This window comes from Acinetobacter tandoii DSM 14970 = CIP 107469 (assembly GCF_000400735.1).
In the GTDB taxonomy this organism is placed as follows: domain Bacteria; phylum Pseudomonadota; class Gammaproteobacteria; order Pseudomonadales; family Moraxellaceae; genus Acinetobacter; species Acinetobacter tandoii.
Genome location: NZ_KE007371.1, coordinates 422,187 through 447,474, shown reverse-complemented (window position 1 = coordinate 447,474; position 25,288 = coordinate 422,187). Strand labels below are relative to the sequence as shown.

General features: G+C 41.5%; 21 protein-coding genes and 1 other annotated feature. Of the genes, 10 read left to right on the top strand and 11 right to left on the bottom strand.

Features of this window, described 5'->3' with window-relative positions:
• Positions 1-82: 82 nt before the first annotated feature.
• Positions 83-1,042 carry a CDF family Co(II)/Ni(II) efflux transporter DmeF gene (gene dmeF / locus I593_RS17780; RefSeq protein WP_016168954.1) on the bottom strand — a complete coding sequence of 320 codons (960 nt, stop codon included), beginning with the start codon at positions 1,040-1,042 and terminating at the stop codon, positions 83-85.
• A gap of 54 nt (positions 1,043-1,096) precedes the next feature.
• Between dmeF and I593_RS17775 the strand changes: the two genes are divergently transcribed.
• From I593_RS17775 to I593_RS17765, 3 genes are all read left to right on the top strand, one after another.
• Positions 1,097-1,363, top strand: a complete 267-nt coding sequence (locus tag I593_RS17775) for a metal/formaldehyde-sensitive transcriptional repressor (protein WP_016168953.1) — start codon at positions 1,097-1,099, stop codon at positions 1,361-1,363.
• A 123-nt stretch (positions 1,364-1,486) separates the two neighbouring features.
• Positions 1,487-2,665: an MFS transporter gene (locus tag I593_RS17770; protein ID WP_026441190.1), complete on the top strand. Its 1,179-nt coding sequence runs from the start codon at positions 1,487-1,489 to the stop codon at positions 2,663-2,665.
• Positions 2,666-3,111: 446 nt separating this feature from the next.
• On the top strand, positions 3,112-3,942 hold the full coding sequence (locus I593_RS17765) for a class I SAM-dependent methyltransferase (RefSeq protein WP_016168951.1): 831 nt from the start codon (positions 3,112-3,114) through the stop codon (positions 3,940-3,942).
• A 255-nt stretch (positions 3,943-4,197) separates the two neighbouring features.
• Here I593_RS17765 and mnmE read toward each other — a convergent pair whose 3' ends face one another.
• The 5 genes from mnmE to rpmH form a co-directional block, all read right to left on the bottom strand.
• On the bottom strand, positions 4,198-5,553 hold the full coding sequence (mnmE, locus tag I593_RS17760; protein WP_016168950.1) for a tRNA uridine-5-carboxymethylaminomethyl(34) synthesis GTPase MnmE: 1,356 nt from the start codon (positions 5,551-5,553) through the stop codon (positions 4,198-4,200).
• A gap of 101 nt (positions 5,554-5,654) precedes the next feature.
• Positions 5,655-7,409 (bottom strand): membrane protein insertase YidC, encoded by a 1,755-nt coding sequence (gene yidC, locus I593_RS17755; RefSeq protein ID WP_016168949.1) that lies wholly within the window; start codon positions 7,407-7,409, stop codon positions 5,655-5,657.
• A gap of 5 nt (positions 7,410-7,414) precedes the next feature.
• On the bottom strand, positions 7,415-7,735 hold the full coding sequence (yidD, locus tag I593_RS17750; protein WP_016168948.1) for a membrane protein insertion efficiency factor YidD: 321 nt from the start codon (positions 7,733-7,735) through the stop codon (positions 7,415-7,417).
• A 9-nt stretch (positions 7,736-7,744) separates the two neighbouring features.
• Positions 7,745-8,134 (bottom strand): ribonuclease P protein component, encoded by a 390-nt coding sequence (gene rnpA / locus I593_RS17745; RefSeq protein WP_016168947.1) that lies wholly within the window; start codon positions 8,132-8,134, stop codon positions 7,745-7,747.
• A 30-nt stretch (positions 8,135-8,164) separates the two neighbouring features.
• Entirely contained in the window at positions 8,165-8,299 is a 135-nt protein-coding gene (rpmH, locus tag I593_RS17740) for a 50S ribosomal protein L34 (RefSeq protein WP_000831329.1), read from the bottom strand.
• A 650-nt stretch (positions 8,300-8,949) separates the two neighbouring features.
• Here rpmH and dnaA point away from each other — a divergent pair.
• From dnaA to I593_RS17715, 5 genes are all read left to right on the top strand, one after another.
• Positions 8,950-10,329 carry a chromosomal replication initiator protein DnaA gene (gene dnaA, locus I593_RS17735; RefSeq protein ID WP_016168946.1) on the top strand — a complete coding sequence of 460 codons (1,380 nt, stop codon included), beginning with the start codon at positions 8,950-8,952 and terminating at the stop codon, positions 10,327-10,329.
• Between the two features lie 110 nt (positions 10,330-10,439).
• Positions 10,440-11,588, top strand: coding sequence for a DNA polymerase III subunit beta (gene dnaN, locus I593_RS20925; RefSeq protein WP_016168945.1), 1,149 nt, complete (start codon positions 10,440-10,442; stop codon positions 11,586-11,588).
• A gap of 14 nt (positions 11,589-11,602) precedes the next feature.
• Positions 11,603-12,685 carry a DNA replication/repair protein RecF gene (gene recF, locus I593_RS17725; protein ID WP_016168944.1) on the top strand — a complete coding sequence of 361 codons (1,083 nt, stop codon included), beginning with the start codon at positions 11,603-11,605 and terminating at the stop codon, positions 12,683-12,685.
• 43 nt (positions 12,686-12,728) lie between these two features.
• Complete coding sequence (gene gyrB, locus I593_RS17720; RefSeq protein ID WP_016168943.1) at positions 12,729-15,197, top strand: DNA topoisomerase (ATP-hydrolyzing) subunit B; 2,469 nt, start codon at positions 12,729-12,731, stop codon at positions 15,195-15,197.
• Positions 15,198-15,327: 130 nt separating this feature from the next.
• Complete coding sequence (locus I593_RS17715) at positions 15,328-15,699, top strand: hypothetical protein (protein WP_016168942.1); 372 nt, start codon at positions 15,328-15,330, stop codon at positions 15,697-15,699.
• A 62-nt stretch (positions 15,700-15,761) separates the two neighbouring features.
• Here I593_RS17715 and tyrS read toward each other — a convergent pair whose 3' ends face one another.
• Positions 15,762-16,994, bottom strand: coding sequence for a tyrosine--tRNA ligase (gene tyrS, locus I593_RS17710; RefSeq protein ID WP_016168941.1), 1,233 nt, complete (start codon positions 16,992-16,994; stop codon positions 15,762-15,764).
• Positions 16,995-17,057: 63 nt separating this feature from the next.
• Between tyrS and I593_RS17705 the strand changes: the two genes are divergently transcribed.
• Positions 17,058-18,188 carry an anhydro-N-acetylmuramic acid kinase gene (locus I593_RS17705; RefSeq protein ID WP_016168940.1) on the top strand — a complete coding sequence of 377 codons (1,131 nt, stop codon included), beginning with the start codon at positions 17,058-17,060 and terminating at the stop codon, positions 18,186-18,188.
• Positions 18,189-18,249: 61 nt separating this feature from the next.
• Here I593_RS17705 and erpA read toward each other — a convergent pair whose 3' ends face one another.
• The 4 genes from erpA to I593_RS17685 all read right to left on the bottom strand — a co-directional run bounded on the left by erpA (position 18,250) and on the right by I593_RS17685 (position 22,100).
• Positions 18,250-18,585, bottom strand: coding sequence for an iron-sulfur cluster insertion protein ErpA (erpA, locus tag I593_RS17700; RefSeq protein ID WP_016168939.1), 336 nt, complete (start codon positions 18,583-18,585; stop codon positions 18,250-18,252).
• A gap of 126 nt (positions 18,586-18,711) precedes the next feature.
• A complete protein-coding gene (locus I593_RS17695; RefSeq protein WP_026441192.1) occupies positions 18,712-19,719 on the bottom strand; it encodes a putative solute-binding protein in 1,008 nt (335 codons plus the stop codon).
• 191 nt (positions 19,720-19,910) lie between these two features.
• Complete coding sequence (locus tag I593_RS17690) at positions 19,911-20,921, bottom strand: putative solute-binding protein (RefSeq protein WP_016168937.1); 1,011 nt, start codon at positions 20,919-20,921, stop codon at positions 19,911-19,913.
• Between the two features lie 216 nt (positions 20,922-21,137).
• Positions 21,138-22,100: a putative solute-binding protein gene (locus tag I593_RS17685; RefSeq protein WP_154653753.1), complete on the bottom strand. Its 963-nt coding sequence runs from the start codon at positions 22,098-22,100 to the stop codon at positions 21,138-21,140.
• 229 nt (positions 22,101-22,329) lie between these two features.
• Here I593_RS17685 and I593_RS17680 point away from each other — a divergent pair, with 229 nt between their 5' ends.
• On the top strand, positions 22,330-24,261 hold the full coding sequence (locus I593_RS17680; RefSeq protein ID WP_016168935.1) for an ATP-binding cassette domain-containing protein: 1,932 nt from the start codon (positions 22,330-22,332) through the stop codon (positions 24,259-24,261).
• 616 nt (positions 24,262-24,877) lie between these two features.
• Positions 24,878-25,236, top strand: a sequence feature (16S ribosomal RNA rRNA prediction is too short).
• Positions 25,237-25,288: the final 52 nt, after the last annotated feature.

Genomic DNA, 25,288 nt, shown 5'->3' with positions numbered 1-25,288 from the left:
AGTTTAATCCGAATTATGGTGCTGATTAATAATTTTTATCAGGTATTTGGTAAAACAAATACCTGAGTGTTTCACGTGGAACTTAAACGGCAACATCAAATGAATTAATTTCTACCGAGATATGTACAATTTCTTCATGAATTGATAAAGCGGCACGCACTTCATCCGCCGTTAATGGAGAAGGGCTGTTCAATGCCAAAATACAGGCAAACTTACCTTTGGCGACTTTCCAGACATGTAAATCGGTCACTTCAACAACAACTGGCAAATCATGAATCACCTCACGGATTTCCTCCACGACAGGATGATTCATTTCTGCATCTAATAGGGTTTTCGCCGTGTCCCGCATCAATCCCACAGCCCAACGTGCGACCAAAATTGCCCCTAAAATCCCTAATAAAGCATCAAGGAATGACCACCCCATGTATTTCCCAGCAAAAAGAGCAACAATAGCAAAGACCGAAGTCACGGCATCGGCAACCACATGTAAAAAAGCTGCTTTTTGATTCAAATCATGCTCGTGATGATGCGAATGAGCCGATTCTTCGTGATGGTGATGGTGATGGTGATGGTGATGGTGATGGTGATGGTGACCATCATGTAACAACCATGCACAAATCAAGTTCACGACCAAGCCTAAAATTGCAATCGGAATCGCTTGATTATATTGAATATCAATAGGATGAATCAGTCGTTCTACCGACTGAAATGCCATAAAAATTGCAACCACTAACAGTAAAATTGCGCTGCTATATCCCGCTAAAATTTCAATTTTCCACGTACCAAAGCTAAAACGATGATCTTGGGCATAATGACGAGCCGCACGATAAGCAAAATAAGCCAGCCCCAATGCCAACATATGCGAACTCATGTGCCAGCCATCGGCGAGTAATGCCATCGAATTAAAAATCCAGCCGCCAATCACTTCTAATAACATCATGACTGCCGTTAGAATAGTGGCCAGTAAAATACGTTTTTGTGCGAGCGGATTACCTTCATCAAATTGATGGGTGTGACTGCGTGAAGATGGGAAAATATTCATTTTAGGTCATTTCAAATATACTCCCCCATAGTATATTTATTTTTGGAGCAGTGTGTGGGCCATTTGCATCAAGATAAAAAGATTTTAAACCGCGTTAAGCGTTTACAGGGTCAATTGAATGCTGTTGAGCAGTCATTACAGCAGCCCGATGCAGAATGCATCGCAATATTACAACAGGCTGCTGCAATTAAAGGCGCCGTTAACGGTCTAATGAACGAATTAATCGAAGCACATCTGCGCCATCATGTTATTGGGGAGCATGCAGAGGTTAATGAACAAGAACTGATTGAATTTATGAAGTTACTTAAACGTTATACCTAAGTTTTTATAGTGGGTAAATTGACCAAAGAAGCACATCACCAGTACACTGCAAAGCACGTCTTCTTTTTGCTCATTGTTTACCTTTTATAGCCTAGCGATGTGCACTCATTTTTGGTTGGCTTCATGACAAACGCTCAAACTTGGCATCCATTTATCATGGTCAGCCTTGCCTTGATTATGGGCACTATCGGTACAGCTTTAGCCAGCCCGCTGTATCCGATTTATCAAGAACTGTGGCATTTATTGCCCAGTCAGATTACCTATATTTTCGTTGCTTATATGTTTGGTTGTTTAGCAACACTGTTGTTTTTCGGCCGCGCCAGTAACAGCTTTGGTTTTTTGCGCACGCTACAAGTCGGTTTAGGATTTGTCATTACGGGATTAGTCCTTTCTGTTTTTGCCCATACAGCGATTTCGCTCGGCTTAGGACGTTTTATTATTGGGATTGCATCAGGACTGATCAGTACTTCCGCCATGTTAGGCCTAATGCTCACTATTCCAGACCGTTATAAACCTCATGCACCTCAGATAAGTTCCATTATTACTGTCATCGGCTTTGCTTTAGGCCCCTTGATTGGCGGTGTAATTGCTCAATTTTCAGCATTGCCATTACTGGTACCTTATCTCCCAGTGATTGCGGGGGCAATGCTCTGTTTGATCGGTCTCTTTCGCTTAAAGCCACCGACTTTTCAAGCACAAGCCTTTTCGATTGCACCGCATTTGGAACTTCCTGTCGCCTCAGCACGTATTCATTTTTTTATTGCAGGTTTAACTGCATTTTGTGCTTTTGGCGCATTCAGTCTGTTTGCTTCACTGTCAGCATCTTTTGTCAAAGATCTGATTCCTTGGCATGGTCCTTTGGTCAGTGGTCTGGCCATTTCCAGCATTCTGTTTATTTCTGCACTGGTTCAGTTTTTTGCCAAATCGTTACCCGCAGCACGTAGCTTAAATTATGGTTTGATCCTGCTGATGGGCAGTTGTCTACTCCTAGCTATCTGTATGCAAACGCATTGGAGTCTTTTGTTTTTTATCAGTGATATTGGCGTTGGCTTGGGGCATGGTTTGGGTATCATGGGGTCTTTTGGTCTGATTCATCAAATGACCACCCCACACAATCGTGCTGCGGTCATTTCGACCTATTTGTTTATAGGTTATTTGGGGACTATCGTACCGATTATTGCAGTCGGTTACAGTGCCGATCTATGGGGCTTAAATTTGGCAGTGAGCGGTTTTGGTATGGCTATGGCACTTCTATGTTTCACATTATTGTTCTGGCAGAAGAAAAATAACCTCCAAATTTAAAACCACTTTGAATAAATTTTTTCATTATTCAACAATCATGCCTTAACACTTTGCAAACTGCCTGCTTAATGTACATCATTATGATGTACTCAAAATCAATCACAAATTCAGCAACGACCAACAAAGCGATCACTCACGTATTAAAGTTCCGCTAATATCACTCAACATCTTCTTTACTGTTTTTTTCATTAGACTCAATGGCAATCTGAGACTGGTAACTATTAGATACAGTGGCACTATGTATGTCCCTATTTTCAGATCTTGTGATTTGTTATGATTGTGGTACAAAACGCGAATTAATGACAACATATTGAATACTCGCCCGACTAGCATAATCAAATAAGCACAATTAAATACTGAATAAAAACAGATATTTTCACACCTTTCTTCAGTCATAGAGTCAATATGTCCTATCACTTACAGTCAACACGAGGAGGATCATATTTATGCAATCTCGTGTCAATCAAACAATCCAAATGCACTATACACGTCCCGATTTGGGAGACATCATCCTGAACGCATTGGAAAAAGCAGGTAAGAACATCAACCAGCTAACACCCGAAGATCTGGCACCTATTGATGAGTTTCATATCCGAGGACGAATAGCCACTCTGGAGCTTGCCCACGCTGCTGGACTTGACGCAACAAAACATGTACTGGATGTCGGTAGCGGTATTGGTGGAACTTCGCGTTGTCTTGCAAAAGAATTCGGCTGTCACGTCACAGGCATTGACCTCACAGAAGAATACTGTCGTGCTGCGAGAATGCTTTCTACCAAGATTGGTCTTGCGCACCAAGTTGATTATCACCAAGGAGATGCGACCCAACTTCCATTTCCCGATCAGACCTTTGACGTCGTCTGGACAGAACATGTGGCAATGAATATCTTGGATAAAGCTCGTCTGTATCAGGAAATGTATCGGGTGCTAAAACCAGATGGCACACTAGCAATTTATGATGTTCTTGCAGGCCCATCGGGTCCTGTCCTTTTTCCGGTGCCATGGGCGCGCACAGCAAATACCAGCTTTCTGGTACAGCCAAATGAGCTACGTCAGCTACTCCAAGAAGCAGGTTTTACAATTACTGACTGGTTAGATACAACCGAAAGTGCACGTACATGGTTTGTGTCTCTGGCTGAAAAGTTACAAAAGGAAGGCTTACCCTCCCTGGGGTTTCACATACTACTGGGGGCTGATTTTAAAATCATGGCGCAGAATCAAGGAAAAAACCTACAAGAGGGAAGGATTGTCCTGGCACAAATCATTGCGAAAAAATGACTTTGCTTAACTCAAGACAACCAATGCTTAAGTAACTCAGGATATATAAAATAAAGAAATAGATGAGGGCATGATCTCATAGAAAATGCCTTTACGAGATTAAAAACTTTCCTGCTATTTCAACTCGATTTATTGTAAAGTCAAATGATGAAACCCCATAGAACAATAAAAAGCATTCCGTCATTGTGAACTGAATGCTTTTTATTTTATAAATAGAATTTATTGCAGCTTATTCAACAACACTTAAGTTCTAAATTACTTTCCAATACAGAACGAGCCGAAAATTTTCCCGAGCAAGTCATCCGCACTAAATTCACCCGTAATTTCTCCCAAAGCATTTTGAGCAAGGCGTAATGACTCGGCAACCAATTCACCTGCATGAAACACCACCAACTGTTCATGTGCTTCTGCAAGATAGTGCTGAGTGCGCTTCATTGCGTCTAGATGACGAGTTCGTGCAATAAAGGTGTCTTCCTCTGGCTGGAAGCCTGCATGCGCCGTAATCGCTTCTATAAGCGATTGAACACCTGTTTCCTGTTTAGCTGAAACCGTAATATGACGGAAACCGTGAAAATCGCCAATTTGAACAGTTGCACCAGTCAAATCACACTTATTCCCAATCAACATTAGACGCTTCGGCTCAAGATGGTGTTCAAAATATTCACGTGCCAATTGCAGAGGATCTTCGCCTTGACTCAAGTCATAGACCAATAACAGCAAATCAGCTTGTTCAATTTCATTAATCGCACGGCGAATACCTTCTTTTTCCACCACATCGCCCGTTTCACGCAATCCTGCGGTATCGGTTAACGTAATCGGCAAACCATTCAAGCTAATTTTTTCATGTAATACATCACGAGTGGTACCTGCAATATCCGTTACAATCGCACGTTCAATACCTGCTAATGCATTGAGCAAAGAAGATTTACCTGCGTTCGGTTTACCAGCAATCACCACCTGCAAACCTTCGCGCAGCAATTGCCCTTGGCGAGCAGATTGTTGTACCGCAGCCACTGAGTGCTGTACGTCTTCCAATAAAGTTAAAATCTTGCCATCAGCCAAGAAATCAATTTCTTCTTCAGGAAAGTCGATTGCGGCTTCCACATGTAGACGTAAATGAATCAACTTTTCCAGCACCGTATTCACTTTATGCGAAAAGGCACCTTGCAAAGAACGCACAGCCGAACGTGCAGCGGCCTGCGAAGTCGCATCAATCAAATCGGCAATCGCTTCGGCTTGGACCAAATCCAGTTTGCCATTTTCAAAGGCACGCATGGAGAATTCACCAGCCTGAGCAGCAGTTGCACCTAATTCTAAGCACCGCGCGAGTAAAGCATTTTGAATTACAGGTCCACCATGCCCCTGTAACTCCACGACATCCTCACCTGTAAATGAGTTTGGATTGGGAAAACAAATTACCAAACCTTCATCCAGTACTTCATTTTCAAAATCAAGAAACTGGCGGAACCCAGCCATGCGTGCTTTTGGTAATGCCTTTTGCGTCAACTGTTCTGCAATTGCATAAGCTTGTGGACCAGAAAGACGAATCACTCCCACACCACCACGACCTGGAGGAGTAGCAATCGCTGCGATAGTGGTTTGATGTTGCATACAATTCACCTGACGTTAGTCCCAATCGAACCCAAAGAAAAATCCGCCTAAGATTACCATCTTAAGCGGATTTAATCAGCTAGTTGCTGTGAGAAGCTGCGTTATGCGACTTCTTTCGAACTACGTGCTTTTTCTACTGATTTATTAATAAACCATTGTTGTGTAATGGTAATCGTGTTGTTCACAATCCAGTACAGAACTAAGCCTGCAGGGAAGAACAACATAAATACAGTAAACATAATTGGCATAATGCGGAACACTTTCGCCTGCATTGGATCGGCAGGTTGCGGGTTCAACATTTGCTGAATGAACATGGTCGCACCCATCAATAATGGCAGGATAAACCACGGATCCATTGCTGATAAGTCTTGAATCCAGAGCATCCAAGGTGCATGGCGCAATTCCACACTTTCCATCAGTACCCAATACAAAGCCAAGAAGATCGGCATTTGTAGTAATAACGGTAAACAGCCTGAAAGTGGGTTGACTTGCTCACGCTTATACAATGCCATCATTTCTTGAGAGAAGCGCATACGGTCTTCACCGAATTCTTCTTTCATACGCTGCATTTCTGGTGCAATTACACGCATTTTCGCCATTGAGCGATAGCTCTTAGACGACAATGGCCACAAAATGAGTTTAACCAATACAGTCAGTAAAATGATTGACCAGCCCCAGTTTCCAACCAAGTTATGGAAAAATTGTAAGCCTAGGAACAATAATTTTGCGATTGGCCATAACCAACCATAATCAACGGTCTGATTTAAACCTACAGCCAAATCTTTCAATTCAGATTGAATTTTAGGACCTGAATAGAACGTCGCGTCAACTTCTGCCACAGTACCTGCAGGTACATTAATGGTCGGTGAAGTAAAACTAAGGATGTTCATATCATCACTCGATTTACGCGATTCTAATTTAGCGCTATAAGCTTGACCATTGGCCTGAGTCAACTTCAACTCGCCTGGAATCCAAGCACTGACGAAGTAATGCTGAACCATTGCAACCCAGCCGCCTTTTGCTTCAACATTTAACTTTTCATCGTTAAAGTTAGCAAATTTAAGCTTGTTGTAATGTTCTTCAGGCGTACCCCACGCACCACCCAAGAAGGTACCCAAAGTGAAAATCCCTTGATCCGATTTTCCTGGATCTTCTGAATTATCGCGTTTGAGCTGACCAAACATCTGGCCTTGCCAGTTTTGACCGCTGCGGTTAACCACTTTGTGATTGACTACAACTGGATATTCACCTTGAGTGAAGGTAAATGTTTTAATAATTTCTACACCATCAGCCGTTTTAAAGACCATTGGAACAGAAAGTACTTTAACTGACTTGCCGTCTTTATCTTTCGCTGCTTTTGCATCAGCTAAAGTATATGCAGATTTCTCAATTTCATAGATAGGACGACCATTACGGCTACTGTCAGGCCCATTTAGACCAATTAAACCAGATTGTGCAACATACGTACGTTTGGCATCGCTTTCCAGCATAACAAACGGTTCATCGCTATCTTTGTTTTTATCATGATTGAGTAATTCAACACGAACAATATCACCACCTTTTGGACTAATCCAAAGATGATAAAGGTCAGTTTGAACTGAAATAAGCTGTTGACTTGCTGCCGCAGTCGATTCTGTAGTTTGTTGCGCAGTACTATTTGCTTGTGGCACATCTGAAGCAGCCGTAGCTGTCTGTCCATTTGGCAAGTCAGCAGAGACTTCATGTGAAACGACAGCAGCTTTTTGTGGCTGTTGTTGAGTTTCATTATGACCATAGTCCTTTTGCCATGCCAAAATAAGCAAATATGCGACGACAAACATGGCTCCTAGAATTGCAATCCTGGCCCATTGTTGCATATCTATTACCCCAAAAAGTTAGAGTGATTTTGATTCCATAAACATCCACGAAAGGGTACAGCAACGAGATGCATTTGAGAATCGATTTGCTGAAATGAAATAAAACGAATTGCTTTTGCAGGAACAGGATCATAACCTGAGCCGCCCCATGGATGACATCGACAAATACGATTTGCAGCCAACCAAACACCCCTTACAGCTCCATGCGTATGGATTGCTTCCAATGAATATTGAGAACATGTAGGTATATAACGACAGCGTGGTCCCAACATAGGACTAATCGCGATCTGATAGAATCGAATGAACCAATGCAGCACACGTACCATTGGCTTTCTCTACTTCTGTGGGGAGGGAGCTATTTTTGAATGCTTTTTGACAATGCGTTGCAGCTTTTGCCAAGCAAATTGTAATTGCTGATGCAATTCTGAATTGGTGACTGTTTCTATACCAACTTTAGGCATAACAACAATATCCAAGGCATCCAGTTGCATTTGATGCAGGCGAAAGCTTTCGCGAGCAAGTCGTTTTACTCTATTTCTTTCATGCGCACGGCGCACTTTTTTCTTGGCAACAACAATTCCCAAACGACTGTTAGGTTGCTTGGAATATGTTGCAAGAAACAAGAAATGGGGTTGATGCACTTTAAAAAGCGCACCATCAAATACAACTTTATAATCGGCAGCACAGCGAAGACGCCGCTCTGCGCCGAAGTCATAAAGTGTCATAACACCCAAAATCGTTTAAGCGTTAACAGATTAAACAGTTAAGCTGTGACGACCTTTTGCACGACGGCGAGCTAATACTTGACGACCAGCTTTAGTAGCCATACGAGCACGGAAACCATGAACGCGTTTACGCTTTAATTCAGATGGTTGGAATGTACGTTTCATATCGAAACTCCAAAAATTGATCTTTCTATAAAGGTCCGCGATTTTAGTGTTCATTGCTTGAGCTGTCAATCAAAAACACTCTTTCAGAGCAAATAAACTTGTAACCAAATCAGCTTGTCTACAAATACCTCAATTGTTCTATTCACTCAATTAAAAAGTATTCACACCATAATAATTTGTTAAATAATAGAAAATAAGTTATAAACAATATTATTCACAAATTTATCCACACAACGATAGACAACTGGTGGTTTAAATTTAAATTTATTCTTTTATTCAAGTTATCCCCAATGAAAGTGAGCTTTAATAAATAAATTCAAATTTTAAAATTTAAATTTATTCTTATTAGGGGGCACTTTTTCTGTGGAAAAGCTATTTTTAATATATAAAAACAAGACTTAAGCCTGTGGATATCTGTGTTTTTAAGATTTTAATCAATTGTGGATAACTTGGTGGTTATTTTTATCCACAGCCTGCGGATGCTTTTATCCACATGAGGTTTTGAATTTAAATTTAGTTTGTTTATTTCTTTTTTGAGCAAATTTTGCAGAATTCTTCATGACAGATGTGGATAACTTGGTTAGAATGGCGACCCGCTTTGGCGGACAGTGGTGTTTTTAAATTTAAAAATGGATGAATAGGGGTTTCACATGCTTTGGACAGACTGCTTAACTCGCTTGCGACAAGAGCTCTCTGGAAATGTTTTTACAATGTGGATTCGCCCTTTAGTTGCTGAAGAGTTAGAAGACACTTTGCGACTATATGCGCCTAATCCATATTGGACGCGTTATATTCAAGAACATCATTTAGAACTTATTACTATTTTGGCAGAGCAATTGTCAGAAGGACGAGTACGTCATGTGGAAATCATGGTAGATTCTCGGCCTGGTGCAATTTTATCTCCAAGTGAACAACCTGCTACAACAACAGCAGCCTTGGAAACTTCACCCCCTGTACCAGCAGTAAAGCCAAAGAAAGAAAAAGATGATTCGTCGCTAAAAAACAAAAAGCGATTGCTAAATCCTTTATTTACTTTTTCACTGTTTGTTGAAGGTCGTTCCAACCAAATGGCCGCTGAAACTTGCCGTAAAGTATTGACTCAATTGGGGGCTTCTCAGCATAACCCTTTGTTTTTATATGGCCCAACAGGTTTAGGTAAAACTCACTTAATGCAAGCGGTAGGGAATGCTTTATTGCAAGCTAAGCCAAATGCACGAGTGATGTATATGACCGCTGAAAGCTTTGTGCAAGATTTTGTCAGCTCCTTACAACAAGGCAAAGTGGAAGAATTTAAGAAAAACTGTCGTTCTTTAGACCTACTTCTGGTGGACGATATTCACTTATTGGCTGGAAAAGAAGCCAGTTTGGTCGAGTTTTTCTATACATTTAACGCCTTATTGGATGAATCGAAGCAAATTATCTTAACTTCGGACCGTTATCCTAAAGAATTGACGGAACTCGATGCCCGTTTAGTTTCGCGTTTTTCTTGGGGCTTGTCGGTTGGTGTAGAACCTCCTGATATTGAAACGCGAATTGAGATTTTATTGAAGAAAGCTCAAAGCAGTGGCGTAGATTTACCACGTAATTGTGCGTTATTTATTGCACAACAAGTGGTTGCCAATGTCCGTGAGTTAGAAGGTGCACTCAATAAAGTCGTCGCTATTTCACGGTTTAAAGGTACATCGATTGATCTTGATGTGGTGCGCGAGTCACTGAAAGATGTATTGGCGATTCGTGCTCGAACCATCAGTACAGAAAACATTCAGCGAGTGGTAAGCGAATATTTCCGTATTCCATTGAAAGAGTTAATTGGTCCTAAACGGACGCGTATTTATGCACGCCCTCGTCAATTGGCAATGGGCTTGGCACGTGAACTGACTGGGGACAGTTTTCCTGAAATTGGTATGGCATTTGGTGGTCGTGACCACAGTACTGTCATGCATGCGTGTGAAAAAGTACAAAGCCTCAGAGAGGATGATCCGATCTTTAATGAGGATTACAAAAACTTGCAACGCCTGCTGCAAAGCTAATCTATATTGATCAAATTCTATTCTTGCAATGCGGTATATTCTGCCGCATAGTACACTGCTAAAAACACATTTATTTATATTTCATCTTCAGTTTTTTCGAGGAATGCATCGTGCGTTTAAAAATCGCCAAAGAAAGTTTACTTAATGTTCTTTCACATGTAGTAGGAGCGGTGGAACGTCGCCACACCTTAAACATTTTATCGAATGTTAAAGTACAAGTGAGTCAAAATGCTTTGGCGATTACAGGTTCAGATTTAGAAGTTGAATTGGTTGCGAGTACCAATTTAATGGAAGGTGCGTGCTTACAAGCGGGTGAAACGACAGTACCTGCACGTAAACTGATGGATATCTGTAAATCTTTACCAAGTTCTGCCTTAATCGATATTCAAATTACCGAAGATCAGCGCTGTATTCTGAAATCGGGGAACAGCCGTTTTGTATTGGGGACTTTGCCTGCCGAAGATTACCCGTTGCTTAATACAGAAAACACACAAGGCACACAAGTTGCGGTCACTCAGCGTGAATTAAAACGTTTATTTGAAAAAACGGCCTTTGCAATGGCTGTACAGGATGTTCGTTTTTATTTAACAGGTACTTTACTAGAAATTGATGAAAATCAATTGCGTGCAGTCACAACAGATGGTCACCGTTTGGCCTTGTGTGAAACATTGGCTTCTTCAAATACGCAACAGTTGATTCAAGCGATTGTACCGCGTAAAGCCGTGGGTGAATTACAACGTTTACTGAGCATTGAAGATGAGCAATTGTCGTTATTAATTGGTCGTGAACTACTGAATGTGACCATTAATACACCAAGCCGCGATAAAGAGCAGGGAACCATTACTGTTCGTTTTACCACGAAACTGATCGATGGGAAATTTCCAGATTATCGCCGTGTCATTCCTCGTGGTGGTGATAAAAATGTATTAATTGCTCATGATGTGTTTAAGCAGTCTTTACAGCGTGTTTCGATTTTAAGTAATGAAAAACTGCGTGGCGTATTCTTGAATTTCAGTGCAGATACTTTGCAATTGCGTGCCAATAACCCTGAGCAAGATGAAGCGATTGAAGATTTGGCAATTCAGTACAACGATGCACCGTTAGAAATGTCATTTAATGCACAGTATTTACTGGATGTGCTTGGTGTCCTAGATGGTGATGATGTATCGATGACCATGAGTGAGGCCAACCAATCAGTATTGGTTCATGATCCTGCACATGCTGATCAGACCTATGTTGTTATGCCAATGCGTGTGTAATCGCTAGATTTATTATGCAGATTACGCGTTTAAACATCGAACGTGTTCGTAATTTAAAAACGGTTGCACTCTCTGAGTTGCAGCCGTTTAACGTCTTTTATGGTTCGAATGGTTCGGGAAAAACTTCAATTTTGGAGGCGATCCATTTGCTGGCGACGGGTCGTTCCTTTCGCACCCATATTCCCAAACACTATATTCTGCATGATGCTCAGAATGCTGTTGTTTTTGCTCAATCTTCCAGTGAAAAAATTGGAATGCAAAAACATATTAATGGTGAGCAGGTTATGAAAGTGAATGGAGATCATATTGCCACACAAGGGCAGTTGGCCAAACTACTGCCTTTACAGCATATCGATCCGCAAAGTACCGATATTATTGATCAGGGTGCCAAACCAAGACGACAATTACTCGACTGGCTAATGTTTCACGTGGAACCAGAGTTTTATCATGCTTGGCAATATTATTCGCGTGCCTTAAAACAACGCAATAGCCTATTAAAGTCGCAGCGGCATTTAAGTCTAGAAAGCTTAGAACCGTGGAATAAAATGTTGGGTGAATATGGTGAAATTTTGCATTCACAGCGGGTTGCGATTGTGGAACAGTGGAATGTATTTTTTCAGCAAGATTTACACTATCTGCTGCCTAACTTAAATGTTGAACTGCAATATATTGCTGGCTTTCATACTGAACATGGATTGCTACATGACCTATGCATTCATCATCAAAAAGATGTGGATCGAAGATATACAGAATATGGTCCACATCGTGCCGATTTACGCCTGAAAACCCCTAACGGGGAGGCGGATATTGTTTTATCCCGCGGCCAAAAAAAGCTACTGATTATAGCGCTAAAACTCTCACAGATTGCAATGCTACATGCCTGTAATAAGGAAACTGTGGTATTATTAGATGATCTGACAGCAGAATTAGATTTAGCCGCACAACAACGTTTAATTGAGCGATTAAGCCAACTTGGTAGTCAAGTTTTTATTACCACTTTAGAGCATGAATCTGTGCAAAAACATTTACATGACTTGTCTATTTCCCACCAATTGTTCCACGTGGAAAATGGCCAAGTAGCATGTGTTGTGCAATGATTTCCCATCTTTGGATAGACCGATTTTTCACTAGGGAGTAACCATGAGTTCAGAAGACCAATCTGTCACTCAAACAGAACAAAGCAACGAAAAGGCTTATGATTCCTCTAGCATCAAAGTGTTGCGTGGTTTGGATGCCGTTCGTAAGCGCCCAGGTATGTATATTGGCGATACTGATGATGGTTCAGGTTTGCATCACATGGTGTTCGAGGTGGTGGATAACGCCATTGATGAAGCTTTAGCTGGTCATTGTGATGAAATCTTGGTGACGATTCATGAAGATGAGTCGGTCAGTGTTTCTGATAACGGTCGTGGTATTCCAACCGATATTCACCCTGAAGAAGGGGTTTCTGCCGCAGAAGTTATTTTAACGATTCTGCACGCTGGCGGTAAATTTGACGATAATAGTTATAAAGTTTCAGGTGGTTTGCACGGTGTAGGTGTTTCCGTTGTAAATGCCTTGTCGAGCAAACTCGAGTTAACCATTCATCGTGCTGGGCATATTCATCAACAAGAATATCGTCACGGTGACCCACAGTACCCTCTTAAAGTCATTGGCAATACAGAAACTACAGGTACGATTGTACGTTTCTGGCCAAGTGCAGAAACGTTTAGCCAAACGATTTTTAATGTCGATATTTTGGCGCGTCGTTTACGTGAATTGTCTTTCCTGAACGCAGGTGTGCGTATCGTTCTTCGTGATGAGCGAATTAATTTAGAACATGTATATGACTATGAAGGTGGTTTATCTGAATTTGTTAAATACATTAATCAGGGTAAAAACCATCTGAATGACATTTTCCACTTTACCACTCAAGCTGAAAATGGCATTGGCGTGGAAGTAGCGTTGCAATGGAATGATACTTATCAAGAAAATGTCCGTTGCTTCACCAACAATATTCCGCAAAAAGATGGTGGTACACACTTAGCAGGCTTCCGTGCAGCACTGACCCGTGGCTTAAACAGCTATATGGAAAATGAGAGTCTGCTGAAAAAAGAAAAAGTAGCAGTTACGGGCGATGATGCGCGTGAAGGTTTAACTGCAATTATTTCAGTGAAAGTGCCAGATCCAAAATTCTCTTCACAAACCAAAGAAAAATTGGTATCGAGTGAGGTGAAACCTGCGGTTGAGCAGGCGATGAACAAATCGTTCTCTGAGTATTTGCTTGAGAATCCTGCTGCAGCAAAATCAATTGCTGGCAAAATTATTGATGCGGCTCGTGCTCGTGATGCGGCTCGTAAAGCCCGCGAAATGACTCGTCGTAAAAGTGCCTTAGATATTGCTGGTTTGCCAGGTAAATTGGCAGACTGTCAGGAAAAAGATCCTGCAATGTCTGAATTGTATCTAGTCGAGGGTGACTCTGCGGGTGGTTCGGCGAAACAAGGGCGTAACCGTAAAATGCAGGCCATTTTACCCTTGAAAGGTAAAATCTTGAACGTAGAACGTGCACGCTTTGACAAGATGATTTCTTCTCAGGAAGTGGGGACGCTGATCACCGCTTTGGGCTGTGGTATTGGGCGTGAAGAATACAATCCTGATAAGTTACGTTATCATAAAATTATTATCATGACCGATGCCGACGTCGATGGTTCACACATTCGTACTTTGTTGTTAACTTTCTTCTTCCGTCAAATGCCAGAATTGGTGGAACGTGGTCATATTTATATTGCCCAACCACCATTGTATAAGTTGAAAAAAGGTAAGCAAGAGCAATACATCAAAGATAATGAAGCATTGGAAACCTTCCTGATTTCAAATGCGATTGATGATTTGGCTTTGCATATTAGTGCTGAAGCGCCTGCGATTCGTGGCGAAGCTTTAGCCAATGTGATTGCGGATTATCAAACCTCGCAAAAGAGTCTACAGCGTTTAACTCAGCGTTATCCTGCAAGCTTGTTGGATGGTCTGATCTCAATGGATGCTTATAAGTTTGATCATTCACAAGATTTGGCTTATGTACAACAGTGGGGTGAGCAATTGCGCGCTGCTGTTGAAAAAACTCAGCCGAGCTTGCGTCCTGAATTGACCTTGGAAGCTTTTGATAAAGAGTTGGCTGATGGTCAGAAGGTGGTGGTGTATTTCCCACGTATCACGATTTATGTGCACAACCTTCCGCACAGCTATTTGCTTGATGCAGGCTTGTTGTCTTCGGGTGAGTATGTCCGTTTGCTGAAAAACTCGAAGAGTTGGTTTAGCTTGCTTGAAGAAGGTGCATATTTAGAGAAGGGCGAACGCAAGATTGCGGTCAACAATTTCCATCAAGTATGGCAACACATTTTACAAGACTCGCGTCGCGGCATGATGATCCAACGTTATAAAGGTTTGGGTGAAATGAACGCCGAGCAGCTCTGGGAAACCACGATGGACCCTGATAATCGTAATATGTTGCAAGTGACAATTGATGATGCGATTGAGGCTGATCGCATGTTCTCTTGTTTGATGGGGGATGATGTCGAACCACGTCGTGCCTTCATTGAAGAGAATGCTTTAAATGCAGATATTGATGCCTAACAGCGTGTCACCTTAAAAGCAGCCTACGGGCTGCTTTTTTATTGCATCGGTTTTGTTAGTTTTTAGTGATGGTTATTAAACTGTCGTATTGTTCTGTCATGCTGACTAAAAATAACTGAGCGGAAAGCATATGGATTTAAGTTTGGAACAGTGTCGAGATCATTGGCTGAATGCTTTTTATACGGGACAAGTACAGGAATTGATGGTATACGAGCATCCAGAATTTAAAGTGGTATATGAGGCACAAGGGAAGGTAGAAAGTAATTTGAGTCGTTATGCATGTATTGAGCATGCAGTTCAAAACGGCGTCTGGAAGCCTCGTCATTTAGACATTCAAACTGAAATATTTGAGTTTAACCCGACACAAACTGAATGCCGAATCTTGCTCCATCTCGCGCAGCCTGGACAGGTCGTTCAAGAAACTTGGTCCTTTCAAGCCGATGCATGGCAAATTATTGAACTACGGTTTTGCAAAAAGAAACTGGTTGATCTATGTGATTGAATTGATTTAAGCATAAAAAAAGCAGGTCGTGTGACCTGCTTTTAATTTATTAGGGATTGGTCTTAGTCAGTAAAAGTCACTTTCGCGATGGCTTTTTTACCTGCTTGAACAATCACCGTGATATTTTCTTTCACAGAGAAGCCGGCATCGACCACATTCCAATCGACTTTAACGGCTCCACGTGAAACAGCGTCTTTGGCAGCAGCCGCATTTTTGGTTAAGCCCGCAGCGCGTACAATCGAAGCAATAAACATTTCACCACCAAACTCGGCACGTGAAATCGTAATTTCAGGTGTTCCTTCTGGTAATTCACCTTCGGTAATGATGTTGCCAGCGCCTTTGTGCGCATTGGCAGCTGCTTCCGCACCGTGGAAACGTTCGACCAACTCAAGTGCAAGAATCTTCTTCACTTCTTGTGGGTTACGGCCATCTTCAATTTCTTTCAACAAGACTTTGATTTCTTCAAGTGATTTAAAGCTGAGCAGATCAAAATAACGTTCAATCAAAGCATCTGGCATGGAAAGTACTTTTTGATACATTGCCCCAGGCGTATCAAATACCCCAATGTAGTTGCCTAAAGATTTAGACATTTTGTTGACGCCATCTAAACCTTCAAGAATTGGCACGGTAATACATACTTGCGCTTCTTGATCATAACGACCTTGCAAGGTACGACCCATCAGCAAGTTAAAGGTTTGATCTGTCCCACCAAGTTCGACATCGGCATGTAAGGCAACAGAATCATAGCCTTGTACCAGTGGATACAAGAATTCGTGAATGGCAATCGGTTGTTGATTATTATAACGCTTAGTGAAGTCATCACGTTCTAACATACGCGCCACAGTTTGCTGTGAAGCCAACTGAATTAAATCAGCCGCAGTTTTAGTCGCAAACCATTCCGAGTTAAACACTACTTTGGTTTTGTTCGGATCAAGAATTTTAAACACTTGTTCTTGATAGGTCTTGGCATTTTCTAAGACTTGTTCACGTGACAATGGTGGGCGAGTCGCACTTTTACCCGTAGGGTCACCGATCATTGCCGTATAGTCACCAATCAAGAAAAACACTTCATGACCAAGGTCTTGGAACGTTTTTAATTTATTGATCAGCACGGTATGACCTAAGTGTAAGTCAGGTGCAGTCGGGTCGAAGCCCGCTTTAATTTTTAAAGGACGATTCTCTTTGAGTTTCTTTAATAGATCCTCTTCAGAGATAATTTCATGAGTGCCTCGTTGAATGAGGGCAAGTTGTTCTTCAGCTGGCAGGAAATTTGACATCACAAAACCCAAACACATCAGTTATTCAATTTGTGCGATATACTAACACTTTTTCAGCACATTGCAGGCTTTAGAATAATCATGACAGCAATCTATATTGGGGTAATGACCGGCACCAGCATGGATGGGGTAGATATTGTGGCCGCTTCATTCGACCCATTGCAGTTGCATGCCACGCTTACTTTAGCGTTTGACCCCGATTTACGAAATGAACTGATGGCACTCACTTTGCCTGATGATAACGAAATAGATCGTATGGGTAAGGCTGATGTGGCTTTGGCAAAAATGATTGGTGAAGGCATCAATACGCTGATTGAACAGCATCAACTTGACCGTAGCCAAATTAAAGCGATTGGTTCGCATGGGCAGACCATTCGACATCGCCCAGAGCATGGTTTTACTTTACAGATTGGCGATCCCAACATTATAACTGAAATCACTCAAATTCCTGTGGTTTCTGATTTCCGCCGTCGAGATATGGCTGCGGGTGGGCAGGGCGCACCCTTGGTCCCTGCTTTTCATCAAGCTTTATTTCAGCATGAAAGCATTCACCGTGTGATTCTGAATTTAGGTGGCATTGCGAATGTCAGTCTTTTACCAGCAGGTGCACCAGAGCAAGTTTCGGGTTTTGATACAGGACCAGCCAATATTCTGATGGATGCATGGTGCCATCGTTATACTGGACAACCTTATGATGAAAATGGTAACTGGGCAGCCTATGGTCAGCCAATTCGCAGCTTGTTAGAGCGTTTACAGGCCCATGATTTTTTTGCCAAAGAGCCACCTAAAAGTACGGGACGTGAAGATTTTAATCTGGATTGGCTGGATGACCAAATCATGGACTGGCGCAATGACGAGCTGGCTTATGATGAATTGGAAGATACACCTGAAAATGTCCAAGCGACTCTATTAAAACTCACCACACGTGCCATTAAGAAAGCTATTTATCGCTCAGGAATGGAGACAGGCGAGGTCTATGTCTGCGGTGGTGGTGCTTATAATTCACAACTATTAGAACAATTACGTTGGCGTTTACGTAAGCACCAATGGACAGTCCAAAGTACCGCAGATTTGGGCTTAAGTCCGACTTGGGTCGAAGCCACAGCTTTTGCTTGGTTGGCGATGCGTTTTGTTGAACATTTGAGTGGTAATTTACCTGCGGTAACTGGCGCTGACGGTTATCGTATTTTAGGTAGCATAACTGCAGTTTAAACGTCCAGAACACATGCATAAAAAAACCTCCTGAATAGGAGGTTTTTTATCTATAATCGATTTAAATCGAGAAAGATGATCCACAGCCACAAGTGGTGGTTGCATTCGGATTTTGTACAATAAAGCGTGAACCTTCAAGACCTTCAATATAATCGACCACTGAACCGACGAGATATTGATAGCTCAGTGAGTCAACCAGCATTTTCACATCACCATTGATAAATTCTGCATCATCTTCATTCATATTATCGGCAAAGTTAAAACCATAAGAAAAGCCAGAACAGCCCCCGCCCGTTACATAGACACGTAACATGAGATCTTGGTTGCCTTCACTATCGCGCAATTGGCGTACTTTATTTGCAGCATTGTCGGTCAACACAAGCGCTGGAGCAGTCATGATAGATTCCTCTGTTCGGTTCATGGGTCTTTTAAAAATGAAAAAGACCATATGTCTAGTATAGCATACTCAATATATGGTCAATATTCGAAGATTAAAAGTCAAAGCAGAGTAATTTTATCAAGATTATTTGTAGTTTTCATCTTGTAAGCCGCATTCAAAATTTTTGGCATCTTCTTTACAGCGGAATTGCCACAGCAGTTTCATCATGCGTTTGTCGTATACGCCTTGCTGAGTCAAATTAATTCGCGCATCGCGCATCATTTTTTGATAGCCAGGTTTGTCGGTTGCGGAAACTTCCATCCAGTATTTTGTTGGAATATCGGCTTTCATCTTGCCTAAAATGCCAAAGGCACGAGGAAGCTGTGATTTCACCCATTCACGTGATTGCTGTCCGTAGCCTTTAGGGAAACGGTCAGGGCGGATAATGATATTGCCAGTAACTTGCAGAATTGGGTAGTTCACAATTGCCCCTTTGTTGCCTAAACCTTTGTGTAATTCGAGTGGTTTAAAGGCCGCGGCAGGCGCACCAATAATATCGACCTGACCATTATTAAATTTGCTGCCAAAATTGGTGACATCTGAACTGACGGCTTGGGCACCGACTTGTTGCACCATGATTTTTTGCGCTTGATCATAATCCAGTACGGCAATTTTTTTGCCTGCGGCTTTAGCAACGGTATTGATGTTACGATCATTGACCAATAGATAGGCATCACCCACTGGAATGACGCCTGCAACTTCATATTTGCCTTTCACCATATATTTGCTAAAAGTGGGATTGGCTAAACCTTGCATGACTTTAACTGCTAATTTTAGATTGGGAATGGCTCCAATCGCATCCAGTGAACCAGTAAAATCATTAAACTGACGTCCGCGCATGCCAGTCACACTAATGCCATCGCATTTCCCAGCTTTAAAATCTTCGGCAATGACCGCTTCATTTTGGGCAACTCGTAATTCAATATCGGCGCCCCAATTTTTGGCGGCCAATTGATAATCTTTCATTAGCGCATAGACATCACCACTTTTACCGACCAAGTCAAATACGCAGACCACTTGTCTGGCTTGTACAAGGCTGGTTGCAGCACACAGCCCGAGTCCGATCAAAAGTTGGATTGATGATCGTTTCATCATATGAATTTTCCTTATTCCGTTCTTTTTATATTGTTGGGATGATGTTTTTCATCATTTTAAGTGGTAAAACAATCCGTTTTCCTGAGTTCAAGATTAGCGTGTTTTTATCCTTGAACATTGGCACTTTAGACTAAAACTTAAATAAAAAAAGCCTAGAATAATCTAGGCCTTAGTTATTGATTTATAGTCTATTCACCAGCCATCGAACATTCGAAATTGGCTTTATCGACAGAGCAACGCGCTTTTTTCAAAACACTCATCATGCCTGCATCATAAATACCTTGCTTGGTGAGATCGATACGACCATCACGTAACATTTTTTGGTATTTAATTTTATCTTCAGCATTTAAATTCATGCGGTATTTAGCAGGAATACCCGCTTCAAGACGATTAATCATCGAGAAGCTTTTTGGTAAATTCTTCACAAACCAGTCTCGAGATTTTTGTCCAAAACCAGTAGGGAATTGCTCAGGACGAATCACAAAGTCGGCAGTCACTTGTAGAACTGGAAAGTTAAACATTGCGCCGTTATTGCCTAAACCCTTATAAATTTCGAGAGGTTTATATGCATAGGCTGGGGCGCCCACCATGTCCACTTGACCATTATTAAATTTAGCCACGAAATTTGAAACATCTGAAATCACAGCTTGGGCACCAACACGCTGTACCATAATTTTTTGTGCTTGGTCATAGCCCAAGACTGCGAATTTTTTTCCAGCAGCCTTTTCGATGGAATTGATGTTTTTGTCACGGACGAATATAAAGGCAGAGCCAAGGGGAGCAATGCCTGCCACTTCATATTTTTTGCCACTCATTGTGGTCACCATTTTGCTGGCATTACGTTGGTCTAAGGCAAAGCTAATGGCTTTTTGCGCAATTGCATTGCTGGGTACACCACCTAAGGCATCAATTGAACCAGCAAATTTATTGTATTGACGTGCGCGCATTGCAGTCATAAAAACGCCGTCACATTTACCTGCTTTAAAATCGTTGTCTGCGACAGCTTCATCTTGTCGTGGAATGAGGTTGACTTCTGCCCCCCAGCTTTTTGCTGCTAGTGCCCATTCTTGCGCCATTTGATAAGACTCACCTGACTTACCAAGCAAATCAAATACACAGATATCGACTTTAGCTGCTTGTGTAGTCGTAGAAAGACCCACAGCAGTCAAAGCAGCTAAACTTAACATGACTTTTTTCATTGTGTTCATCCTTTTCAGATTGGTTATTGTTTTAAGTGTCCTTACACGCAAACAATATTAAGCAAGTTTTGTATTTATAAATAGAGTATTTACTCCAATTTTAAATAAAAAAATGACACGCGCTGCAAAATTGCTGTCAAATTGTCCAATCCAAAGCTGTGTTTTAAATAAAATCAGTGAATTAAAAGGATTTAGGCCTAAAAAATTATCATTAAATTATTCCCCACCAAGCGAGCATTCAAAATTGGTGCGCTCAATGGTACATCTGGCTTTTTTCAATACCGTCATCATGGTGGGGTCATAGATGCCTTGTTGGGTCAGATCCATCCGCGCATCACGTAACAGTTTTTGATATTTCTCTTTAGCATCCTTATCGAGTTCCATACGATATTTGCTTGGAATAGTGGTTTCTACACGCTGTACCATAGCAAAACTTTTAGGCAATTGACGGACAAACCATTGACGAGATTGAGCTGCAAAACCTTCTGGAAATTGCTCTGGTCGAATAATCAGGTCCGCCGTGACATTTAATACGGGAAAATTGACCATCGCACCGTTATTGCCCAGCCCCTTATAAATCTCAAGAGGTTTAAAGGCATAAGCTGGTGCGGGTACGACATCGACTTCATTCTGATTAAATTTTTTCACAAAATTGGAAATTTCAGACATCACAGGAACAGCATTCACGCGTTTCACCATAATTTTTTGTGCCTGATCAAACTCCATCACTGCAATTTTTTTGCCATTAAGTTTTTCAACAGTATTGATGGACTTATCCCGTACAAATAAATAGGCTGGACCAATCTGACCAATCCCCGCAACTTCATAAGTCTCTTTGCCTGATTTGGTGATGAGACGCTTTTGATTTCGTTTGTCTAAAACATAAGTAATGGCTTTTTGCGCAATCGCGTTATTGGGTACCCCACCCAATGCATCAATTGAACCTGCAAATTTATTATAATTACGGGCACGCATGGAGGTCATATAAAAACCGTCACATTTTCCAGCTTTGAAGTCTTGGTCTAATTTGGCTTCATCTTTGTAAGCCGTCAAGTCGATATTGGCGCCCCAGTTTTTACTGGCCAATGCCCATTCTTCAAGAAACTTATAAGATTCCCCAGATTTAGCAAGCAAATCGAAAACACAAACATTAATATTTGCATGCGCTAAATTAGGCATATTGAATAGGGTTGCTGTAGACAAGACAAAAAAGGCTTTTTTCATTATTTCACCTCATTTTTTTGATTTTGCTGGAACAAATTTATATAAACATGTTTTTTTTGAATAAAATAGAGCTTTTACTCTATTTCCGACCGATAACATTTCGGTGTGCAGGATGTTGGTCCTTTTTCTTTTCTAAGCGACTTCCTTTAGAATAGCGCTAACTTTTTATCTGCCAGTGTGTGTAATGATCCAATTAGACCAACTTTCAATACGTCGTGGAGGACGCGTACTCTTCCAAAAAGCCTCGATGCAATTGCATCCAGGTTGGAAAATTGGTTTAACGGGCGTCAATGGTGCAGGTAAATCCACATTATTTTCTGCGCTCTTGGGGGGAATGGAATCTGACGGAGGATCTTTAACCCGTCCTGCGGTGTGGACCGTAGCCCATATGGCACAAGAAATCAAAGCTTTAGATATGAAAGCTATTGATTTTGTTTTATCTGGTGATGAGGAATTTTGGGAAATTCAGCACAAACTTGATCATCCAGAAAACTTAAGTAACGATGAACTTGCTCATTTATATGGTCGCTTTGATGAAATTCATGGTTATTCAGCCGCAGCCAAAGCATCGCAACTTATGGCTGGTTTAGGTTTCTTCGAACATCAATCCCAGCTCGATGTTTCAAGTTTCTCGGGTGGTTGGCGTATGCGTCTAAACCTTGCACGTACCCTTATGAGTCGTTCAGATTTACTGTTACTGGATGAACCAACCAACCATTTAGACTTAGATGCAATCCTATGGTTAGAAGATTGGTTGAAAGCCTATGAAGGAACTTTGGTTCTGATTTCGCATGACCGAGATTTCTTGGATGCCATTACCGACCATATTCTACATATTGAAAATCAAGAGCTGACACTATATACAGGTAATTATTCGACCTTCGAACGTACCCGCAGCGAGCGTTTAGCACAACAACAACAAGCTTATGAAAAGCAACTAGAAACTCGTGCCCATTTGCAAAAATATATCGACCGCTTTAAAGCACAAGCGACCAAAGCCAAACAAGCACAAAGTCGAATTAAGCAATTAGAACGTATGCAGGAACTTTCTGCTGCACATGTGGATACGCCGTTTACCTTTAGTTTCCGTGAACCATCAAAAATGAGTTCACCTTTATTAGAACTTGAAAATGCCGATATTGGTTACGGTGAAAAACTGATTGTCACCAATGTAAATTTGCAAATTACCCCAACCAGCCGAATTGGTTTATTGGGCATGAATGGTGCTGGTAAATCAACTCTGATTAAATCACTAGTCGGCGATCTAAAATTATTACAAGGGACGCGTAAAGACTCTGAACTATTAAATATTGGTTACTTTGCTCAGCATCAAATGGATGCTTTGGATGGGAATGCCAGCCCAATGTTGCAATTGGCACGTATCGCCGATAAAAAAATTAGTGAAGCCAGCTTACGCTCTTTCTTGGGCAGTTTTGGTTTTAGTGGTGAGCGAATGGACACACCAAGTGAAAGCTTCTCAGGGGGGGAGCGAGCGCGTTTGGCTTTGGCGCTGATCGTGTGGCAACGTCCAAATGTTTTAATTCTAGATGAACCCACCAACCATTTAGACTTAGATATGCGTCATGCACTGACTATGGCACTCCAAGATTTTGAAGGTGCCGTTGTTCTTGTTTCGCATGAACGCCAGCTCATTGCCAGCGTTTGTGACGAACTCTTGTTAGTACATAAAGGAACTTGTCGTGAATTTGATGGTGATTTGACGGCTTATGCCGAATGGTTACGCCAAGCACGGATTGATATGATGAAGACAGGGCAACAACCCTCTGCTCCAGTTCAATCCCAAGTTGAAGTAAAGCCCGCTATTTCAAAATTGGACAAAGAGGCACAACGTAAAGAAGCAGCACGTCAACGTGAACTCAGTCGCCCCATTCGTAAAAATATTGAAAAATACGAATCGCAGATGGAAAAAATACAGCCGCGTTTACAAGAAATTGAAACTCTGTTGGGAGATAGCAGTTTATATGAAGCGGAGCGTAAACAAGATTTGCTGAAATTGATGGATGAACAAAATCAGTTAAAAGCAAAATTAGAGCAAATTGAAGAAGAGATGCTGACGTTGATGATGGAATTAGAAGCATTAGAAAGCTCGTTCTAATACGTCGAATGACAAATATAGAAAAGCACAACATTAAAGTTGTGCTTTTTTACATTTCACGCTCACAATAAAAGCCAAAAAACACATCAAATGAAAATAAATATGCGATTTAGGTTCGAAAACGATTAAAAAATGAATGAAAAACGAGTTATTTGCATTATTTTGTGGAAAAAACCAACACATGTGCAAAATAATTTAAAAAGGGTCTTGCAACACATCAGAAATGCTGTAGAATGCACATCCATCGGCGGTGATGTTGATTAAAACTTGTTGAGAAACAAGGATTTAGCCCAAGTGGTAGAATCTAGAAGTCTTGAATAAGTTTAAAATAATTTAACAAAACCTGTTGACTTTGATATAAATTAGAGTAACATAGCCGACCTAGCTTGATGATGACGAATCATCGAGAAGATCATTAAGAGATTATGAAGAACAACTTGTGTGGATTTTTACTGATTGATTGATCGAAATTATTTTCATTGATTGATGGTAGAAATTACTCGAAGTTTATTTGAGAAATTAATGTCAGAAAATTGATGAGCCAGATTTGGTGTTTAGAATAAAGCACTATTGATTTTAAACTGAAGAGTTTGATCATGGCTCAGATTGAACGCTGGCGGCAGGCTTAACACATGCAAGTCGAGCGGAGCGAGTTTCTTTGCACCTTAGCTTAGCGGCGGACGGGTGAGTAATGCTTAGGAATCTGCCTATTAGTGGGGGACAACATTCCGAAAGGGATGCTAATACCGCATACGCCCTACGGGGGAAAGCAGGGGATCTTCGGACCTTGCGCTAATAGATGAGCCTAAGTCGGATTAGCTAGTTGGTGGGGTAAAGGCCTACCAAGGCGACGATCTGTAGCGGGTCTGAGAGGATGATCCGCCACACTGGGACTGAGACACGGCCCAGACTCCTACGGGAGGCAGCAGTGGGGAATATTGGACAATGGGCGGAAGCCTGATCCAGCCATGCCGCGTGTGTGAAGAAGGCCTTTTGGTTGTAAAGCACTTTAAGCGAGGAGGAGGCT

Bases quoted from the DNA above. Each gene is read 5' to 3' on its own strand.
- I593_RS17680 (WP_016168935.1), top strand. From the start codon at position 22,330: ATGATCCAATTAGACCAACTTTCAATACGTCGTGGAGGACGCGTACTC.
- I593_RS17765 (WP_016168951.1), top strand. From the start codon at position 3,112: ATGCAATCTCGTGTCAATCAAACAATCCAAATGCACTATACACGTCCC.
- I593_RS17715 (WP_016168942.1), top strand. From the start codon at position 15,328: ATGGATTTAAGTTTGGAACAGTGTCGAGATCATTGGCTGAATGCTTTT.
- yidD (WP_016168948.1), bottom strand. From the start codon at position 7,735: ATGGTACGTGTGCTGCATTGGTTCATTCGATTCTATCAGATCGCGATT.
- dmeF (WP_016168954.1), bottom strand. From the start codon at position 1,042: ATGAATATTTTCCCATCTTCACGCAGTCACACCCATCAATTTGATGAA.
- I593_RS17695 (WP_026441192.1), bottom strand. From the start codon at position 19,719: ATGAAACGATCATCAATCCAACTTTTGATCGGACTCGGGCTGTGTGCT.
- I593_RS17685 (WP_154653753.1), bottom strand. From the start codon at position 22,100: ATGCCTAATTTAGCGCATGCAAATATTAATGTTTGTGTTTTCGATTTG.
- rpmH (WP_000831329.1), bottom strand. From the start codon at position 8,299: ATGAAACGTACATTCCAACCATCTGAATTAAAGCGTAAACGCGTTCAT.
- dnaA (WP_016168946.1), top strand. From the start codon at position 8,950: ATGCTTTGGACAGACTGCTTAACTCGCTTGCGACAAGAGCTCTCTGGA.
- tyrS (WP_016168941.1), bottom strand. From the start codon at position 16,994: ATGTGTTTGGGTTTTGTGATGTCAAATTTCCTGCCAGCTGAAGAACAA.
- rnpA (WP_016168947.1), bottom strand. From the start codon at position 8,134: ATGACACTTTATGACTTCGGCGCAGAGCGGCGTCTTCGCTGTGCTGCC.
- gyrB (WP_016168943.1), top strand. From the start codon at position 12,729: ATGAGTTCAGAAGACCAATCTGTCACTCAAACAGAACAAAGCAACGAA.
- yidC (WP_016168949.1), bottom strand. From the start codon at position 7,409: ATGCAACAATGGGCCAGGATTGCAATTCTAGGAGCCATGTTTGTCGTC.
- erpA (WP_016168939.1), bottom strand. From the start codon at position 18,585: ATGACTGCTCCAGCGCTTGTGTTGACCGACAATGCTGCAAATAAAGTA.
- mnmE (WP_016168950.1), bottom strand. From the start codon at position 5,553: ATGCAACATCAAACCACTATCGCAGCGATTGCTACTCCTCCAGGTCGT.
- I593_RS17705 (WP_016168940.1), top strand. From the start codon at position 17,058: ATGACAGCAATCTATATTGGGGTAATGACCGGCACCAGCATGGATGGG.
- I593_RS17770 (WP_026441190.1), top strand. From the start codon at position 1,487: ATGACAAACGCTCAAACTTGGCATCCATTTATCATGGTCAGCCTTGCC.
- I593_RS17690 (WP_016168937.1), bottom strand. From the start codon at position 20,921: ATGAAAAAAGTCATGTTAAGTTTAGCTGCTTTGACTGCTGTGGGTCTT.
- recF (WP_016168944.1), top strand. From the start codon at position 11,603: ATGCAGATTACGCGTTTAAACATCGAACGTGTTCGTAATTTAAAAACG.